Genomic DNA, 19,606 nt, shown 5'->3' on the forward strand with positions numbered 1-19,606 from the left:
TTTTTGTCGTTAAAAACATTGTACCGTAAAAGGACTGTTATATGGCCTTTTTACTTTTACACAATTATACGGACTTTATCCTTTTTTGCTCAATTAAAGATAGGGCTTTTTTGTAAACTTCTTTATCAGAGGATACCTCCTTTGAATTAAAAAATTCTAGATAAATATTTGCCTTGTTTTCTTCCTTCTTATTTATCTCTTTACTTCTAGTCCAAAGGCTTAAAGTTCTTTTAAAATTGCATAAGGCAAAGTAGCAAAGCCCTAAAAGATTTAAAATATCTGTATCCTTTGAGTTTAACTCATAGGCCTTTTCTAATAAAGAAACTGCCTCTGATATATTATTTTCTTTAATCTTACAAAGAGCTTTATTGTAAATATCAATATATGAATCTTCTAAATCACTCATATTTTTCCCCTTTAATTTTAAATTTCAAATAGAATGTCTGTTAATTTTTCATCTAATTTTTCAACAGAACTTTTATCATTATTTAAAATAGCAGTTTTTATTTTATCTAAAACCTCTGAAACTTCCCTCTTTTTATCCTCATTTAAGTTCTTTAACTTAACCTCTGCAAGAGAAACTGAAACACTTACAATTTCAAATAAGGGTGATTTTCTCCAATCCTCATCTGAATTTGAGTTCATATCATAAGAAGGCTCTTTTTCCTTCTTTGAAGAATTTTCTTCCTCCTTCTTAAAGGTCTTTTTAGATAAAAGAGCAATGTCCTCTTCACTTAAACTTTTTAAGGCCATAATTCTTTTTTCAACCTTTCCTGTACTTAGTATTTTTGCAAATACATCTAACATTCCATTTAAGTTGTAATTAAAGGTTATTTCTATTTTTTCTTCTCCTGCCCTTGCCTTAGGTATTCCCTCTAATCTAAAATCACCAATGAAAGTATCTTCTTCTATATTTTCACTTTCTCCTTGATATACACGCACATCTACAGCACTTTGTCCATCATAAATTGTGTAATATATTTCAGAGGACTTACAAGGAAGTTTTGAATCTCTACAAATTATTGGACTAAATTTATTTCCTATAACTTCAACACCTAGAGTATGGCTACAAGCATCTGTTATTATAATTCCTGAATCACTACTTATTTCATCACTTTTTATTCCTGCCTGAACAGCTGCCCCTAAAGCTACTGCTTCATCTGGGTTAACTCCTTTTTTTATCTTTTCTTCTCCAAATTTGCTAACTAAAAGATTTTTTACCATAGGCATTCTACTTGAACCACCAATAGCTAAAACTACATCTATATCCTTAGGTTCTAAGTTACTAGCCTTTAAGGTTTCATCAACTATATCCTCACTTTTCTTAAGTAAGTCATAAGACATTTTTTCAAAATCTTCTCTTGTAAGCTCTATTTCTATATCTACAGAATTTCCTTCTCTGTCAATATCAAAGTTGTTTAATAATATTTCTGTGCTATTTTCTACAGATAAATCCTTTTTAGCATTCTCTGCTGCATCTTTTATAGCTGTTGACTTTCTTGTGTTAAGATTTTCAACATCTACAGAGGTGTTATTTTTTATATAGTTTACTATATACTGCTCAATTTTCTTATCAAAATCTTTTCCTCCAAGGAAGTTATCTCCCCTACTAGCTCTAACATCTATAATTCCTGAGAACATATCTAAAACAGTACAATCAAAGGTTCCTCCCCCTAAATCGTAAACTAAGATTTTACATTCTTCATTTAAGTTTTCTAAGCCATAAGCTAAAGCTGCTGCTGTTGGCTCATTTATTATTCTCTCAACTTTAAGCCCTGCAATAGCAGCTGCATCTATGGTTGCTTTTCTTTGAACATCATTAAAATTTGCAGGTACTGTTATTACAGCCTCTGAAACCTCTCCAAGTTCTTCCTCTGCAATTTCCTTAATAGCACGAAGTATCATAGCAGAGATTTGCTCTGGAATATAAGTGTTTCCATTTATGTAAAACTTTTTATCAGTTCCCATATCCCTTTTTACTTCTGCTACAGTACATTCTGGTCTTAAAAGCATCTGTCTTTTAGCCTTTTTACCAACTACTATTTCATTTTCTTTTATGGCTACAATAGAAGGGATAACAGCTCCTTGTCCATATTTATCATTTTCTATTATTACTGGCTCACCCTCTTTCATGTAAGCTATTTCTGATGTTGTTGTTCCTAAATCTATTCCTATAATTTTTCCCATGTGCTTTTTCTCTCCTCTCTAGTTTTTCACAACAATTACCTCTGATGCTCTAATTACCTTTCCTTTATAAATAATTCCAGGTTTTATTTCATCAACTATAGTGTTATCTTCCTTAGAAGGATTTTTTACACTTTCTATGCAATCATGAAACTCCTCATCAAACTTTTTGTTAAGGCAGGAAATTATCTCAATATCAATCTCTTTTAATTCTCTCTTTATAAACTTTAGATTTCTCTCTAAGGTTTCTTTTAGCCTTTCATTGCCTGATTTATCTACATAATTTTTAAGTCTATAAAACTCATCTATTATGCTTATAATCTTTACCATAAAGCTATCCTTGTTTTCATAGATATTTTTTAAAATCTCTATATCCTCTTGAATTTTTTTAATAGGCTCAAGATTTTCCTGTGCTTTTCTTATTTCTTCATTTGTAGAATCTGTAATTATAAAGTTTTTCTTTAATAAATTTTTATTATCCTTTGCAGAGGTATTTATATTTTCTAACTCCCTTTTTATATCTAGTATGAATTTATTTAAAACCCCACTAGATATATCCATATTAACTTCACTCTTTTTCTTTGAGGCATATTCCTTTAACTCTTTTTCTACCCCTAAAAATTTATACATATAATCCTCCTTTAAAATCGACTATAAATAACTGAGGCTATTATAAAGCCAACTATTGCCCCAAAAGGTCCTGCTATTATAAGCCCTATAATTGTTAATAAAGCAATAAAAAAGCACCCACAGCCTGACATATCACTTTCCTTAGTTTCAGTATTTTTAGCTTCAGTACTTTTATTTTCAACTTTAACAGGCTTTTCTTCCTCTATTTTTTCCTCTATATTTTCTTTTTTATAACTGTCCTTTAAAAGAGCTTTTTCTTCCATCTTGCTTTTTATAAAATTAATTCTAGTTTTTGAAAGCCTTAAAATTTCCTCAAAATCCTCTTGAAACTCTGAATAAAGACCTTTGTAATCATTCTTTAGTAAATTTATACTCTCATATATTTCATAAGGATTTTCTGAAGCTGATTTTAATAAGATATCCTTAGCCCTTTCAAAATCCTTCTTTACCTCTTCCTCCTTAAAGATGTATTTTAAGTACGGAAGATTTTTTAAAATCTTTTTCTTAATTCCTATTCCTAGGTATTCTAAAACCTCATCATAGGCAGTATCTTCATTTAAAAACTCTCCTATATCAATGAAATTATTTTTAAGATTTTTATATTTATTTGGAACATCTTTTTTTAATTTTAAGTATATCTTCTCTAGTAAGTTTATATATTCTAGAGCATAGTTAAAGTCCCAGCTACTTACACAGATATAAATATAGTTATCTATCTCTCTTATAACTTCTTTAAAGTTTTCATTATTGCAGTAATCTATTGTAATTTTTGAGTATTTGTCTTTTATGTTATAAGAATTTAAATTTAAACCATGATAAACTAATTCTAAGGTGTCATAAAAATCTCCCTTATCTGTCTTAAAAAGAAGGTCTACTTTATTTTCAAGTATTTTTTTAGCAATTTCCGTTTCTTTAAAATAGTTGCTTGAATAAAGCTTGACTAAATTCATGTTAATAAGATAAGTGTCAAATTCTTCTAGAGCAGTAAGCAAATAAGCCATGCTCTCTTGATATTTTCCAAGCCTATTGCAGTAATTAGACATGTTTAAAAAATAGCTTTCCCTAGGCTCATAGGTTGAACTTATTAGCTCCTTTTGAACTTCATAAGCCTCCTTAAAATCCTCTAAATTTGCATAACATAAGGCAAGATAATTCTTTGCTAGGCTAAAATTTGGTCTTAATAAAATAAACTTTTTAAAGTATATTATGGCGTTTTCATAGTCATCATTATAGTACCTTTTCATAGCCTCACTAATTAAGCCCTCTGATACATCATTTCCCTCTTTATCTTCTAAGGTTACTTCATTTTTTTTAATCTCAATAATAGCCTCATAAGCCTTTGATATCTCATTAAACTCCTGTGGACATTTTTCAGGAGGATATTTTCTTAAAAGCTTAGCATAGGCTCTTTTTATTTCCTGCTCATTAGCCTTCTCACTTACCCCTAAAATTTCATAATAATCTTTCTTCATTTAATACCTCACTCTTTAAGTCATAATTTAAATTTAATCCCACTTAATTTATTACACTTTTACATTTAATATCAAACATATACAATTATACACAATCTAAATGAATTTTTGTACATTTAATGAATAAAAAGTTAAGAAAATAATATTTTAGCAAAAAATAATTAAAAATACCACAATTATCTATTATTCCCTATAAAATTACTCCTTTATATTTTATTGAAATAGAAACATAACTTTAATATAATATCCTTAAAAAATTAATTGGAGGAATATTTATGAATAAGGAAGAACTTCTTTTAAACTCCTTTAGAGAATTATTTAATAAACTATCTTATCTTAATAAAAGTAAGATGGAAGAAAAACTTAAAGGCTATTCTCCTTCTGAAATACATTTTATTGAATATATTTCTAAAAATAAAAACTGTAATGTAACAAAACTTGCAGAAGCCTTTTTTATGACTAGAGGGACTATAAGTAAACTTAGTAAAAAACTTATGGACAAAGGACTTATTGAAAGTTATAAAAGGGAAGATAATAAAAAGGAAATATACTTTAAATTAAGTGAAAAAGGAGAGAAAATAAATAAAATACATTTTTCTCTTCATGAAGAATTTCAAAGGCGTGATAAGGAGATATTTGATAGTTTAAATGATGAGAACTTTAACTTTATTATGGAATTTATAAAAAAATACAATCTTCATTTAGATGAGGAAATTAAGAAAGAAAACCAATCTATAAGTTATAAAAAACAATTTTGTTGACAAGGAAACAATATTGTTTTAATATTGTTCATAGAAAACTTTTATATAGAAAAGGAGATTTCAAATGAACAATGTTAATTACTACAAAAAAGAGGTATTAAATAATAGTAAACACTCTTTTTTCTTTGGCTTTTTTTCAATTTTTCTCTCTGGAATAGGCTTTACTATTATACTTCCTACGATTCCTTTTTTAATGGAAAGATATACAAATAACTTTTATAGTCAAAGCTTTTTAGTTAGCTTAGTAACTTCTTTATATGCCCTTTGTGTATTTTTATTTTGTCCTTTATTAGGAACTTTAAGTGATAAATATGGTCGTCGCCCTATTCTTTTAATATGTCTTTTTGGTTCTTTTTTAGGATATTTACTTCTCGGAATAGGTGGCTCTATATTTATTATACTTTTAGGCCGTATAATAGATGGAATTACAGGAGGAAGTATTGGTACTCTCTTTGCTTATTTTTCTGATATAACAAGTACAGAAAATAGAACTAAAGTTTTTTCTTTAATAAGTGCTATTTTAGGAATTGGTACTATATTAGGTCCAAGCATTGGTGGATTACTTGCAAGGGTTAATTATACATATCCTATGTATTTTAGCGCCTTAATAACTTTAATAAATATTATATATGGAATTATTTATATGCCTGAAAGCTTAGATAAAAATAATAGAATACAAAATATATCTATATTAAAATTAAATCCTTTCTCTGAAATTTTATCCCTAATTTCTATAAAATCTTTAAAAGGACTTTTTATTTCATCTTTTCTAATTTTTATTTCTAACGGTTCTCTTCAAGCTATTTTTTCTCTTTTTGCTATAGATACCTTTAGTTTAAGTCCCCTATTAATTGGTCTTCTTTTTTCAATTATGGGTATTCAGGATATTATCTCTCAAGGAGTAATAATGCCAAGGATTTTAAATAAATTAAAAGATAATAATATAATTATACTTTCTATGATTTTTGAGATTATTGGTTATGTTTTAATACTTTCATCAAATATATTTTCCTTATTTTCACTTTTTATCTTAGGAATATTTATCTTTGCCTTTGGTGATTCCATTTTTGCTCCTGCATATAATGGAATGCTTTCAAAAGCTACTAAAGCAAGTGAACAAGGAAGAGTTCAAGGTGGCAGTCAAGCCCTTCAAGCACTAGCTAGAGTAATTGGCCCTCTTTTAGGCGGTAAGATTTATTCATACTTTAGTCATCTTTCTCCTGCTATCTTAGGTATTGTCCTTATATTGATAGCAATTCCTATCTTTAATAAAAATTTTCATAAATAAAAAAGAGAGCCTAAAAAAGACTCTCTTTTTTATTTAATTTCTACTTCCTTCATTGTTTCCATATTTACTAAGTAAAACTTTAAATCCTTGCTATTTACACTTTTTGTATCATATAAAGCTTTTACTAGATAGAAATTATCATATTTAGAATTTTTGTTATAGGAACTGTCTATATTACTATAGGATTTTATGTTTCTTTCATCAAAACCACACCAACTAGTTAAATTAAAAAGTTGATTTATGTTTTCTCCACTTACTCTAACTGCATATTTATTAGCTATTTCCTCTCCAAGTTCTTCATTTATGTTTCCTACATAAATAGGAATTAAGGTTCCAAAGTCATAGTTATCTATGGCTAAAATCTTGAAGTTTATTCCATCTAAAGTAACTGTTTTATCAAGTTCTTTGTACCCCTCTTCCTTTTTTACAGAACCCTTTGTTTCTATTCTTGTATCAACTCTTTTTTCATTGTAAACATCTCTAGTACTGCCCTTTTCCCTTGCATTAACTAAAAAGTCTACATTATTTAAAACTCCATCATAGTTTTCTCTAGCTACTAAAAGACCTACATCTACACTTCTCATTTTATTTCCGTTAATTTCTGTTAAAACATTATCTGAGGAAATAAAGACTGCTTTGTCTGGGAAACTTCCTCCCCCTGTCATGTAAAAATCTTCTCTAATTATGTCAGAGTTATCCTTTGTTGAAACTGTATAATCAAAAAGAACGTAGTGGTCTAAAAGCTTTGGTTTTTCTATTACTATATGATAATTGTCAAAATCAGTTTCATAAGGGAATTTTGCATATGTAATATTTTCACTCTCTTGCTTACTATTAATCCTCTTGTTTATTCCAACTAAAGCTATTATGGAAAGCACTACTATAAGAAGAATAAAGATACCAAAACCTAAAAAAACCTTTTTTCCTTTAGCCAAAAAAATCACCTCACAAATATATTAATATAATATTACTAATACATTATATCATAATATACTTATAAAATTTATAAATTAACTATTCTATTTAAGTCCATCTTCCACTTCTCAACAAGATGTTTCCTATTTTTTCTGTTTTGGTTCATTCTAATAAACATATTTAAATAATAAACAACTACTTTTAAACCTAAGACAGGAATAGCCTTATTTTTTAATATGTCAAAACGCTCTTTATCACTTAGCATTGTACTATATCCTAATTTTTTAAGTTTAGATTCATTATTTAATAAAAACTGTCCATTATTATCAGCTTCTCCCTTTGAAGATAAATCAATAGTACTATTTATGTCCTTTGCCTCTTTATTTTGTTTTTCCATATTTAAACTAAAGTTATAAATAGTTGTTAATAATTTTTTCTTTACTCTTAAGTCTATCTCATTAAAATTCTTAGAATTATTTTTCATATATTTACAAGCATTTCCATTTTCAACAAGCTTCATATATAAAATTTTTTCATATCCCATTTTTAAGGAATTAAATCCTAAATATCTTTCTAGCTTATATCTGTCTATACCTACAAATTTCCCCATAAATAATAAGGTATATTTTTCAGAATCAGTTAAAGTTTTTATTAAAGAAGTATTATTTAATAAATTTTCTATTTGATTCTTTAGTTTTTTTATTTTACTTCTTTGATACTCCTCAATTAAATTATCATATTCACTTTTCTTTGTTTCCTTATTAACTTCTGTATTATCTTTCTTTATGTCCTTATTTTCTATTTCTTTTTTCTCACCAAAATATTCTTCATAAAGTTCTTGATTCATATAAATATATTTAGAAGTCATTCTATTTTTAAAGACTTTTAATAATTTATATTTATGTTCTACCTTAACTAAAACTTTTTCACTAAGGTAAACATCCTTTAAATCAAAGTCAGAAATTAATCTAATATCTGAAAGATTATAAAAATCATATGAGCACATTAAATTCTCATCTAATATATATGTTTTAATTTTAGGTTCTAGGTCTAAAAATGCATTATTATTTAATTCTATAAAAACTTTATAACAAGTGTTAATACTTTCTTTAAGCTTTAATTTTCCTTCCTCTATTAAAAGCTTAAGTATCTCTATTTCAATGCTATCTTCATCATAATACTTCTTTAAAGATTTATTTTTTAAAATTTCCTCTAAGGAATTATTATAAAAAGCTAAATATAATAGTAGTATAGCATCCTCTTTATTTAAGTTTTTAATATTTTTTAAGGTTGATAAGGAACTATTAAACAATTCTTCAACCTTATAACACTCTGAATTTATAATTAAGTTCTTTATATCTTCTAAAGTTTTATCTATAACAAGTTCCTCTTTTATACCTTTATCATTTTCCTTTTCAAGTTTTAATTTATTATTTTCTATCTTTAAGTTATCATTTTCTACTTTTAACTGATTATTTTCATTTTTAAAATTGTTCCTTTCTTCCTTCAACTCTTTAACATTATTTTTTAGCTGTAAAATAGTATTATTTAGATTTACTATTCTTTCCCTTTCTTTTGATAATTCTTCTTCAAAGTTTTTAAGCTTAGTAGAAAAATTTTTATTTTCCTCTATTAAATTCTTCATAAACTTTTCAGTTCTTGAAATTATATCCTTCATCTCTAATTCTAATATATCCATAATTCACTCTCCTAAATACCTAAATAAACCACTTTTAATTTTTTTATTTATTTTATTAAAGCTTAAAAGATAAAAATTAAAAAAATACTTCTAAGTTTTTAAATTTTATTTCATATATTTTTAGTATAATAATAAAACTACAGTTCTTAATATAAAATTGTATTTTATAGGATATTGTACCTTCTTAAAGGGCCTTCAAGTAAATAAACCTATAAGAAAAGAGCCTGTTTTATTCTTTATTAAAGTAAAATAAAGTTTTAAAACAGGCATTTTATTAAGAAATATTCTATTTATACATTAGTAATTTATTTAATTTTTTAAATTAAGCTAACCTTATAATCATTACATCATCTATTTTTATTTTACCAATATCACAAGGTTTATTTCCTCTTAAAAAACATTTTAAGCCTAAAGACTTCATAGTCCTTTTTATACTTTTAATCAAAGCATCACTTCTTCTTTTATAACCAAAATTTTTAAGCAAAGACCTTAACTTTATCCTAACATAATTACAGCCTTCCATATAAACAAGTCTAAGCTTAATAAATCTAAAAAATGCCTCTATATAATTTTCATCTTCTTCAATATTTTTAATTTCATAAGAACTTCCATATTCTTTAAAAATCCTATTTATCAATTCTATATCTTCTTTATAGTTTAAATATTCATATTTTTCTCTATAAAGTGAAATAGTCTTAAAAAATTTATATTTATCCTTTCTATATTTAGGGACTATAGAAAAGTCTTTATCTTTCCATAATCTATCTTTTAAAACTCTCTCATCTGATAATTTAAGATTACAATAATCTAAAAAAAGTGCTATATCTTGTGGAGTATATAAATATTTACTCAACTTTATCACCCTTTATCTTATTGCAACTAGAACATAATAATTGTAAATTATCTAAATTTGTAAGTCCTCCCTTTGACATTGGAATTATATGGTCAATTTGAAATTTCCCTTTAAAATTTGATGTATATCCACAGTTATTACAATAATAAAGCCCTTGATTATTCATAAATTTTCTAAAAATCTCTTTTTTAATAGCCCTTGCTTTCTCTGGATCAACCTTTTCCATATCATATAAAGATAATTTATCTAAACTTCTTTCTTCCGCTATAACTTTAGGAGTTTCATTAAAATTTTCCTGTTCATCTTCTACAACTTCTATTTCTATTTGTAACTGTCTAACAAAATAAGGTTTTTTATTAAAATAAATTCTTATTATGCCATCTTCAGCATTCCATAAATCTTCTATATATCTTTTTATCTCTGAACGGCGTAAATCTTTAGCTACAATATCTTTTGCTATATCAGTTAAATTTAATTTTTGACGGTCTAGCTCCTTAAAAGGTATAAAATTAGGTTCACATTCTTTCTGTGCATAATACTTTAAAATATACTCTATATCTTTATCGTCATATTTAGGCAACATATAATCATCAAAATATGTTTCTCTAGCAACTTTTAATAATTCTTCCATGGTAGAATCATCTATAACTTCATCTTCTATATCATAAGCTTCAAAAAATACAGGTAAATCCTTTATAAATTCCTCATACTGTTCTTTAGTACTATCATAAACTAAAACTTGATGATTTCTTTCCATTTTATTATCATCTATAAAAGTAAAGGCATACATTCCAAGGGGAACTCTCTTCATAAAACCTATAGATTCTAACTTAGATGTATCTACAGTATCATCCATAAGTTTTGCAAATTCTTCAATCTTTGCAATAGATATAAGTCTAAGCTCAACATTATTATTAATATTCTCTTTATCATCTATAAAGGTATCTTCATTTTCTATTAAAGTTTCTGCATTTACCCACGCTATATGTTCTTGCCATTTATCTATAAAGCTAACTACATAAGCTTCCTTAGTTCCACCAGCTTGTACACCTCTTAAAGCTCTGCCAACCATCTGAGTCATTAAAATTGTAGATACTGTTGGTCTTGTTAAGAAAACAGTTTTAGTTTGAGGTAAATCTATTCCTTCTGTTAATATATTTACATTTATAAGAACCTGTATTTCTCCATTTATATATTTTTTTATCTGCTTTTCATTTTCTTTATCAGATATATCAATTCCAGTAAATTCTGCCTTAGTTCCAGATACTATAACTCCAGATTCAATTCCAAATTTATCAAAAATACTTTTTAAAGCAAAAGCATGAACTCTATTTAAGGCAAATACTATAGTCTGTCCATATTTATCTTTATTTAGCAAGTACCTATTAACTATTAATTTATTACGTTCTTTATTATTTGCAATATTGTTTGCAATATCCTCTGGAAGATTGTCTAGATATTCTATATTTTTAATGTCTTTAAGACCTATATTATCTCCTACCTCTATCTCTGTTTCACAAGCTTCAAATAAAGGTCTAGATAATATTTCTTTCTTTATTAAATCCTTTAAATCAACTTTAAATACTATGCCATCAGTAAATATTTTAGCTAAAAGCCCTTTTTCATTATCTGCTGTTCTAAAAGGAGTTGCAGTTAATCCAATAAGCTTAACTTTATTAACCTTACTTAATACATACTCTATAATCTTTCTATAGGATTTAGCTGTAGCGTGATGTGCTTCATCTATTACAAAATAAATTTCATCCTCTCCCTCTAACCACTTAGAAAGAGCATCTAAATTTTTAGTAACACTATCTTTTCCCATTATAAGAACATCATCACTTTTTTTAATATTTATTGCTTGATCATGTTTTCCTGAAACTATTCTATAGTTAAAAAAGGAAATATTATATAATAAGTCAGAATAAGCTGTTTTTTTAAAGGTGTCCGCTGCTTGTTCTAGTAATAAATGCCTATGGGCTATCCATAATACTTTCTTCTTATTATTTATAGCCTCTTTTAAAATCCAGTAAACACTAGTAAAAGTCTTTCCACCACCTGTAGGTAAAACTAATAAAGAGCTAAAACTATCTCTTTCATTTAATTTATTTAAACTTTCAACGGCCTCTTTTTGATGCTCATATAAATTCCTCTTATTTTTTCCCTTAGCAACTTTAATTTCTCCTGCATAAGTTAATTTAGCTTTTTTCTCCATTTGTATCCCTCTCTTTATTAAACACACTAAAATTAAATCTTTTTCTATTACTATATTGAAATTACTTTTCATAATTATTTTACCATTTTTGCATAATTTTATTGTATCAAAGAAATAATATTAATAAAATTTTTATTTAAAAATCCTTACAAATAAGTAAAAATATCTATGTGTGCCTTTTATAAGAAGTATTTTTTAGAAAGTTCATTTTGTAGTTTTCTTAGGATTTTTCTTTTTCTATGTCTTACAATATTTAAGGTTGTTTCTTTTTTATTCTCCTCATAGTATTTTTGCATATTTCCTCTTTTCTTCATTATAAAAAGGATAAAATCTTTATCCTCCTTACTTAAGGAATTTAGGGCCTTTTCTAGATTTTCTAAAAGCTCTCTTCTCTCAAAATCCTCTTCCATAGAAAAGCTATCTTTTATGTTATCTTTTAAGCTTATATCCTCTCCTATTGGTTTATCTAGGCTTGAGAGGTTTATATTATTCTCCTTTCTACTTAAAATAGAGAGATATTTATTTCTTATTAGAATAGTTAAAAAGGCAAGAAAATCTATTCCACTTTCCTTTTCATATTTTTCAACAGCCTTTATAAACTCAATCCATCCTATCTGTTCTAGGTCCTCTCTCTCATAGCCCTTTATAAAATATTTACAAGAGTATTTATAAAGAATTCCTTTGTGAATTTCAAAAAGCTTATTCATAGCCTCCTTATCTCCAGCTTTACATTTCTCTAATAAAATATTAACAATTTCACTATTCATAAATTTAAATACCCCTATAACTAAAAAAATATGCCAGAGTTTTAAAAAAAGCAGTCATAGGCTAAAGCCTTGCTACTACTAGCTTTCCTTAAAAGAATGACTAGATTTCACCTTTTTCTATATTCCCATAAAAAAATAAAAACCCCTTTAAAAAATTTTTTTATTTTTCCTCTATATAAAAAATAGAAAAACTATGGCAACTATGGCTAAAGCCTTTATATTCCTAGAAAAACTCTGGAAAAAACCTTGGCAAAAAGCAGTCATTTTCCTTGTAAAGCAGTCATTAATTATGAAGTAAATTTTAAGAAAAAATTTCCTTTAAAATTCTATAATATCCTCTTCCTTAAGAGCTATCCCCTTCCAAAGCCTTCTATTACTTTCTCTTCCTTTAAAGAGAGTAAAATTTCTCTCTAACTCCCTGTTAAACTTAATATGAGAGAGAGCTTTTAAGCCAAGCTTTTCACAAAACTCTCTATAAGTTTCATAAAGCTCTATGCTACTACAAAGAAGTTCTGCCCTTAAATTACAGCACTCATAAACAAAGTAAATAACATTATTATTCTCTCTCCTATACTCCTCCTTTAAATTATCTGTTAAGACATTTTCACTAAACTCAAAGTTATTTTCATAAAGCCTTTTAAGTCCTTGAAGAGCCCAGTTTAAGATTCCTTCCTTCTCCTCCTTAAGCTTTTCCTTTAAATTCTTGTCAATCTTTTCTTCCTTTATAGGAGTTGTAAAGGGAATAAGAATAAGCCTTCTATAAAACCCCTCTGTTCTATCTACATAATTTTTAGGAAGCTCATTACAACTAAAAAGAAGTCTTGCAAAGGGCTTAAACTTAAAAGGATTTTTATTCTTCTTCTCCCCCATTAAATAATCCTCTCCTGTAATTCCTTTAAAAACTCCTGTATCATAAATCTCTTTGCTTGGAAGGTCTGAAAAGACATTAGCAAGTTTTCCTAAAAGCTCTGCAGTTTTAAATCTATCTCCAATTTCCTGCAAAGGTATATTGCTTACATTATTTCTGCCAAGAAGCAAGTATTCTAAAACCCATATAAGAGTACTTTTTCCCGTTCTAGCTGGTCCAAAAAATACAAAGGCCTTTTGACAGGCTGTATTTGTAGTTAATAAATATCCAAAAATCTCCTGCACTAAGGGAATAATTCTCTTATCTAAAACCTCACTTAAAAACTCCCTAAACCTTTTGCACTCTTTCTCTCTTTTATACTCCACATTAAGTTGCACTGTGCTTAAATACTTAAAACTATGCTCCTTAAAGGTAAAATCTCTTATATCAATCAATCCATTTTTCACATTTACTATATAAGGATTACTATTAAAATCCTCAAAATCTCTACATATTAAAATCTCCCATTGCTCCCTGCAATCTCTTATATAAGCCATGGTACAATGCTTAGGAAGCATATACTTCATAATAATTTTACTAGCCTCCCTTTCTCCCCCTTGCTTATAAACTCCATTACTATAAATAAAAAAGGATTCTGCACAGTAATAACACTTAATCTCCTCCTTTAAATGCTTTGCAAGAATAAAAGGTAAAAATCTAAGCCCCTTTTCCTTTTCTTCATACCAAGGAAACTCCTGTAAGACCTCTCTCTCCTTTTTATTCTCCTTTTCCTTCCTCTCTCTATTAACCTTTCTAAAAAGCTCTCCATGAAAATTTATCAAGCTTTTGTAATCTTGAATATTTAAATAAGGACATAAATCTTCCTTTATAAGGCTCTTTCCTAAAGCTTGGCTTGTATTATACATATACTCCTCAATAAATTTAAGAGCAGTATCTACATTTACAGCCTTTGAATCATAATTAACCTTTAACCCTCTTATAAGCCCCCTTAATTCCTCCACAGTTAAGGGCTTTTTTGAAAGTTCTGCAGGACTTTTTCCCTTGCATCCATTTTTATATAAACTGCAAGGATACCCTCTCTCTATAATAGTTTTGCAGGTCATTGGGTAAACTGAAGACTTTAAAAAACCCTCTATCTTTTTCTCTGTTTCCTCCCTTTTATATCCTTCATACCCTCTGCTATACTTATGAATCTTCTCCTTTCCCCCTTTAAATAAAGCTAGGTTTGTAATCATTCCATGCCATAGAGGCTCCTTTAAAGTTTTTGAATTATCAATGCAATACTTTATAAACTCACACTTTAAAGGAAGAACATTAACTCCCCATATATACTCCTTCTCAGGATTTTTCCCCTTTTTTTCTTCCTTCTTCTCTTCCTTTTTTTCTTCCTCTTTACTACTACAAAGCTTTAAGGCCTTTTCTATCTCCTCCTGAGTATAGATTAAATCCTTTGAAAGCTTTAAGGTTTTTACAAGCAAAGGCTCCTCTTTACAATGATAAAAACCTGGTACTCTCATAACCCTGCTTTCATTTATGCAACTAAAATCCCCCTTAAAATGTCTTGCTAAGGCTCTTTGTATCTCTCTAAACTTATTAACCTTTCCTTCTTTTATTAAAAAATAAACATGAAGGGATTTTCTTGTTTTAACTATAAGGCTAGGTTCTAGAGGAAAGGCTTTAATATTTTCTAACTGCTCCTTTAAAGAAAGGCTATCACATTCAAAAAACTGTGCATTTATTCTTTTTATCTCTAAATCCTTATTTCCTCCAGAGTTTACAACAAAGAATATTCCCCTATTTTTACTATTTTCCCCCTTAAAAAAATTCTCTCTCTTAAAAAATTCCTCAAGGGGAAGGCTTAAATTTCTCCCCTTAAAGCCCTCTCCCTTCTTATCAGAAAAAATTCTAAAATTAACCCTCTCTAAAGGCTCCTTAAAAAAACAACTTAAAAAATCAAAGCTCTCCTTTAAATCCCACCTTATCTCTCTTTCTTCCTTCATAGCTCCTCCTAATACCCTTTTACCTTTTTTCTATTTCTTCACTTTTTCCCTCTATAAAAGAGAAGATAACTATTATAAATCCTTAAAGTTTCTCCCTACAGCATACTGAACCTTTATAGGAATGTTAAAATCTTTAAAGGGACTTCTTTCCATAGAATCCTTTATAAAAGCTATTGCCTCCTTAAGCTTATCCTCTCTAACCTCAAATAAAAGTTCATCATGAATTTGAAGAATTGGTTTTATATACTCTCTGCTTGATAACTCTCTTAAAATTCTCCCCATAGATATTTTTATAATCTCTGCTGCTGTCCCTTGAATTGGAGTATTTAAGGCACACCTTTTTCCATAACTTCTAAGAGAAAAATCCTTAGAAGTTAACTCCTTTAAATAACGCCTTCTTCCAATTCTACTTCTTGCATAGCCTCTTTTAAGGGCATACTCTATTGCCTCCTTCTGCCATAAGGAAAGTCTTGGATACCCTTCCTTTATGCTTTTTATAATTCTTTCACAATCCTCTTCCTCAATATCAATTCCTCCCTTAAAGGTTAAGGTTCTCCTAAGCCCCTTTGGAAAAAGACCAAAGAAAACACCAAAATTACAGTTTTTAGCAATAGTTCTTCTTCTTTTATACTCCTTATGCTCCTTAAAAAGTGCCTCCTCTAAGGGTATGGAATAAATAATAGAGGTTGTCATGGCATGAATATCTAAATCCTTTCTAAAGGCCTTAATCATCTTTCTATCCTTGCAATAATAAGCCCCTACCCTAAGTTCTATTTGAGAAAAATCAAAATCTAAAAAGACATGCTTTGAAGAAGGAATAAAAAGTTTTCTAATTCCTAAAGGGTCATTATCTGCCCTTGGAAGATTTTGAAGATTTGGATTTTTACTTGAAAACCTTCCTGTTTCTGTTCCCATAGAAAGAAAATCTGCATATATTCTCCCAGTTTTCTCATCCATATGTCTTTCTATAGGCTCTATATAAGTGCTTACTATTTTTGATAACCTTCTATAACTTCTAATACTCTTTATAAGAGCTTCCCCTTCCTTAAAATTATCCCTTGCCCACTTCTCCATAAGAATAAGACTCTCCTCATCTAAGGAAGGCTCTCCCTTTGATGACCTTTTAAAAATTGGAAACCCTAACTCTTTAAATAAAAAATCCTTAAACTCCTTTCTTTGAAGATTCTTTCCAAGGGCAATATTTCTTTTAGAAAAGGATAAAATCTCCCCTTTTAAAGTTTTAAGTTCTCTATAGGCCTTAGCTTTATACTCTTTTAAGAGTTTTTTATTTACAAGTATTCCATTTCTCTTCATAATCCCTGTATACACAGAAGCAGGACTTTCCACCCTTTCACAGAGAATTTTATGTTCTCTTATATTCTCAAAAAACCAGTTAATGCAAAAGTCATAAAGCCTTAAAATATAAGAAGTAGAAAGAGTAATCTGCCCTATCCTCTCCCTGTTCTCTGGCTCTATATTATCAATAAAATCTCCCTTAAAGTCCTTATAAGGATTTACTAAGTCAAAATTAAAAATTTCCTTAATAAGCCTATAAAAATTACAATCCTCATAGCCTCTATAAATTCCATACTCCTTAAAGGTAAGCATACTTCCAGCCATAGTATCAAAAAAAGGTTCCTTTAAAATAATTCCCTCCTCATATAAAAAAGAGGACTGAAAAGATAAATCATGGGAAACCTTTACAATCCCTTCATTATGAAAAACAAAGCCCTTAAGAAAAGAAAGCATTCTCTCACAATCTTTAAGCTTCTCTCCCCTTCTATGTCTTAAAGGAATATATATTCCACTTTCTCTAGATACACTAAAGGCAATTCCAACTATATGTCCCCTTCTTGGATGAAGAAAATCCTCCCCATAATTACTTCTAAAATACTGCCCTTTAGGAGCACATTTTATGGTAAAGGAAACCACCTTATTTTTCCTAAGATTTAAATATCTCATAACCTCACTAATCTTAAAAACACTTTTATACTCTCCCATAACCTCTCCTTAAAAAGAAATACTAAAGTAAAACATCAATATCCAAAATAAACTCCCTACAAAAAAGAAAAATCTTTCCTAAAGCTTTATAACTCTTAAAATTCTTTCCCCTAAAATCTTAAGATAGCCTAAAAAAATCTCCTTTTTTAAAATTTTTAAATAAAACTCTTACTGTTTAAAAATTCTTTCCCTGTCCTTCTTAATTAAAATCCAAAGAAAATGTAGGATAATACAAATACTCCTAGTATTACCCTTACTTTTTCTTACAAGGGAATTATAATACCTTTTTTTCCCAATTCCAAAATTCAAATTTCCTTCTCCTCTTAAATTATCTCTATATATTTAAAAGTATCTTAAAAATTCTCCATTTTTCTTAGAAAGTCTGTATTATTTTACCTTTTTATCCAAAAAACTATTGATTGTTCGGAAATACCCTGTTAAAATAAATTTGTGATAATTTTTTACATTTAATCTATTAAAATACAATTATTTTCAAGGGAAACTAAGGAAAATTTAAAATATAAAACTAAAGGAAAAAAAGAAAACTTTCAAGAAAATATGAAAGTTTATTAAGAGAGAAAATTTTAAAGAAGGGAGTGCTACTAGTCAAAATATTCAAAAAGTACCTAGCTAAACTTATAATATTAAGATTTATATCTTTTTTAAGATATAAAGCTTTAGTTCTAAGTTTAAATCTTATCTAAACCTTTAAGTCTTATTTAAAAGAAAAATCTTAATAGGGATATCTTTGACCATATTTTAAGTAGCAATATTTTAACTTATGTATATAGGTTATAGACTACAAAAATTACGAAAAAAAAGAAAATTAACTCAAAAGGCCTTAGCTGAAATGACAGGTATATCTCGCTCTTATCTATCGGATATAGAACATAACAGGTATAACCCAAGTTTTGATACTATTGAAGCCTTAGCTACTGCCTTAAAACTTGATTTAAAATCCTTTTTTGATGATTCTCTTTTAGAAGAGGATTATATTCTTCCTCCTTTATGTGAAGATGAAGAGGAGGAATTTAAGGAGCTTTGTGAAACATGCCAAGAGGAAATTTATAAGGAATTAAATAAGAAAAATATTGCAGATTATACTTCCCCTATAAACTGCAAAAATGCCATACTCTCTGAAAAAGAAAGCTTAAACATTAAGGAGGATTTAGAAAAAACCTTAAAAAATCTATCAAACTTTGAAAAGAATATCTTCTTTGAAGGTTTTTTACTAGACTCTGAAACAAGAGAGGCCTTTAGGGAAAGTCTAGAACATTCCATGAAAATGGCAAAGCTTATTGCAAAAAATAAGTTCTCCTCTAAGGGAAATTAAGCTTTTAATCTAAACTTTTTAGGTAAAATTAAAATCCTTATATTTTTTAAGAAAAGTAATTTTAAATTTATAAACATCAATATCCTTTCTAAAAAGAATGAAAGGAAGGTGAATAGGTTTTATATAAAACTAGGTATAAAACCAAAGGTAATATGAATATAAAGAAAATTGCAGAGGACTTAATAAAGTTATATGGATTAAATGACCCTTTAGAAATAGCCCTAGGAAAGGGAATAATAATACTTGAAGAAAACCTAAAAAACATCTCTGGCTATGGCTTAAAATATAAAAGACAGGGAATAATACACCTAAACAAAAATTCTTCCCTTATGACAAAGAGAATTGTCTGTGCCCATGAATTAGGGTATCTTCTAATTCACCCAAAGGAAGAATTACATGTTTTAGATAACAAAAATCTAAAACCAAAGGATGATTTTGAAAGGTATGCACAAATCTTTGCAGCTAATCTACTTATACCAGACAGCTTGTTAGAAAAACATAAAGGGAAAACCCCAAGCACCATAGCTAAATCCCTAAATCTCCCTTTGGATTTAGTTTTAATAAAACTAAAAGCTTAATAAAAAAGGGGACTTAATAGTCCCCTTTCTCTTTTATCCTTA

The 19,606-nt window shown here is 28.0% G+C and carries 14 protein-coding genes and 1 pseudogene; 4 read left to right on the plus strand and 11 right to left on the minus strand.

Annotation, left to right across the window (positions count from 1 at the left end):
* Positions 1–64: 64 nt before the first annotated feature.
* From AC4FQV_RS07085 to AC4FQV_RS07100, 4 genes and pseudogenes are all read right to left on the minus strand, one after another.
* Positions 65–406, minus strand: coding sequence for a tetratricopeptide repeat protein (locus tag AC4FQV_RS07085; protein WP_491165187.1), 342 nt, complete (start codon positions 404–406; stop codon positions 65–67).
* A gap of 17 nt (positions 407–423) precedes the next feature.
* The gene (locus AC4FQV_RS07090; protein WP_491165188.1) at positions 424–2,187 is read right to left on the minus strand and encodes an Hsp70 family protein; all 1,764 of its coding nucleotides are present in this window, start codon (positions 2,185–2,187) and stop codon (positions 424–426) included.
* An 18-nt stretch (positions 2,188–2,205) separates the two neighbouring features.
* Positions 2,206–2,814 carry a nucleotide exchange factor GrpE gene (locus AC4FQV_RS07095; protein WP_491138152.1) on the minus strand — a complete coding sequence of 203 codons (609 nt, stop codon included), beginning with the start codon at positions 2,812–2,814 and terminating at the stop codon, positions 2,206–2,208.
* Positions 2,815–4,181: 1,367 nt separating this feature from the next.
* A pseudogene (locus AC4FQV_RS07100) lies at positions 4,182–4,286 on the minus strand (DnaJ domain-containing protein); the annotation flags it as partial.
* A gap of 275 nt (positions 4,287–4,561) precedes the next feature.
* Here AC4FQV_RS07100 and AC4FQV_RS07105 point away from each other — a divergent pair.
* Positions 4,562–5,047: a MarR family transcriptional regulator gene (locus AC4FQV_RS07105; protein ID WP_491165189.1), complete on the plus strand. Its 486-nt coding sequence runs from the start codon at positions 4,562–4,564 to the stop codon at positions 5,045–5,047.
* A 64-nt stretch (positions 5,048–5,111) separates the two neighbouring features.
* Positions 5,112–6,335, plus strand: coding sequence for an MFS transporter (locus AC4FQV_RS07110; RefSeq protein ID WP_491165190.1), 1,224 nt, complete (start codon positions 5,112–5,114; stop codon positions 6,333–6,335).
* Between the two features lie 29 nt (positions 6,336–6,364).
* On the opposite strand, the gene AC4FQV_RS07115 is transcribed toward AC4FQV_RS07110, so the two are convergent.
* From AC4FQV_RS07115 to AC4FQV_RS07145, 7 genes are all read right to left on the minus strand, one after another.
* Positions 6,365–7,270, minus strand: a complete 906-nt coding sequence (locus tag AC4FQV_RS07115) for a hypothetical protein (RefSeq protein ID WP_491138150.1) — start codon at positions 7,268–7,270, stop codon at positions 6,365–6,367.
* A gap of 68 nt (positions 7,271–7,338) precedes the next feature.
* Entirely contained in the window at positions 7,339–8,949 is a 1,611-nt protein-coding gene (locus AC4FQV_RS07120; protein WP_491165191.1) for a hypothetical protein, read from the minus strand.
* A 322-nt stretch (positions 8,950–9,271) separates the two neighbouring features.
* Complete coding sequence (locus tag AC4FQV_RS07125; RefSeq protein ID WP_491165192.1) at positions 9,272–9,802, minus strand: hypothetical protein; 531 nt, start codon at positions 9,800–9,802, stop codon at positions 9,272–9,274.
* Positions 9,795–12,017: a DEAD/DEAH box helicase family protein gene (locus tag AC4FQV_RS07130; RefSeq protein WP_491165193.1), complete on the minus strand. Its 2,223-nt coding sequence runs from the start codon at positions 12,015–12,017 to the stop codon at positions 9,795–9,797. The genes AC4FQV_RS07125 and AC4FQV_RS07130 overlap by 8 nt, the downstream gene beginning before the upstream one ends.
* Before the next feature lie 179 nt (positions 12,018–12,196).
* A complete protein-coding gene (locus AC4FQV_RS07135; protein ID WP_491165194.1) occupies positions 12,197–12,784 on the minus strand; it encodes an RNA polymerase sigma factor in 588 nt (195 codons plus the stop codon).
* A gap of 318 nt (positions 12,785–13,102) precedes the next feature.
* On the minus strand, positions 13,103–15,652 hold the full coding sequence (locus AC4FQV_RS07140) for a DNA primase family protein (RefSeq protein ID WP_491165195.1): 2,550 nt from the start codon (positions 15,650–15,652) through the stop codon (positions 13,103–13,105).
* 72 nt (positions 15,653–15,724) lie between these two features.
* Positions 15,725–17,653, minus strand: a complete 1,929-nt coding sequence (locus AC4FQV_RS07145) for a DNA polymerase (protein WP_491165196.1) — start codon at positions 17,651–17,653, stop codon at positions 15,725–15,727.
* A gap of 781 nt (positions 17,654–18,434) precedes the next feature.
* On the opposite strand from AC4FQV_RS07145, the gene AC4FQV_RS07150 reads away from it, so the two are divergent.
* Together AC4FQV_RS07150 and AC4FQV_RS07155 are read left to right on the plus strand one after the other, a co-directional pair.
* Positions 18,435–18,986, plus strand: a complete 552-nt coding sequence (locus AC4FQV_RS07150) for a helix-turn-helix domain-containing protein (RefSeq protein ID WP_491138142.1) — start codon at positions 18,435–18,437, stop codon at positions 18,984–18,986.
* A 152-nt stretch (positions 18,987–19,138) separates the two neighbouring features.
* A complete protein-coding gene (locus AC4FQV_RS07155) occupies positions 19,139–19,564 on the plus strand; it encodes an ImmA/IrrE family metallo-endopeptidase (protein WP_491165197.1) in 426 nt (141 codons plus the stop codon).
* Positions 19,565–19,606 lie beyond the last annotated feature (42 nt).

It is taken from the genome of Clostridium sp. TJA038 (assembly GCF_058310255.1).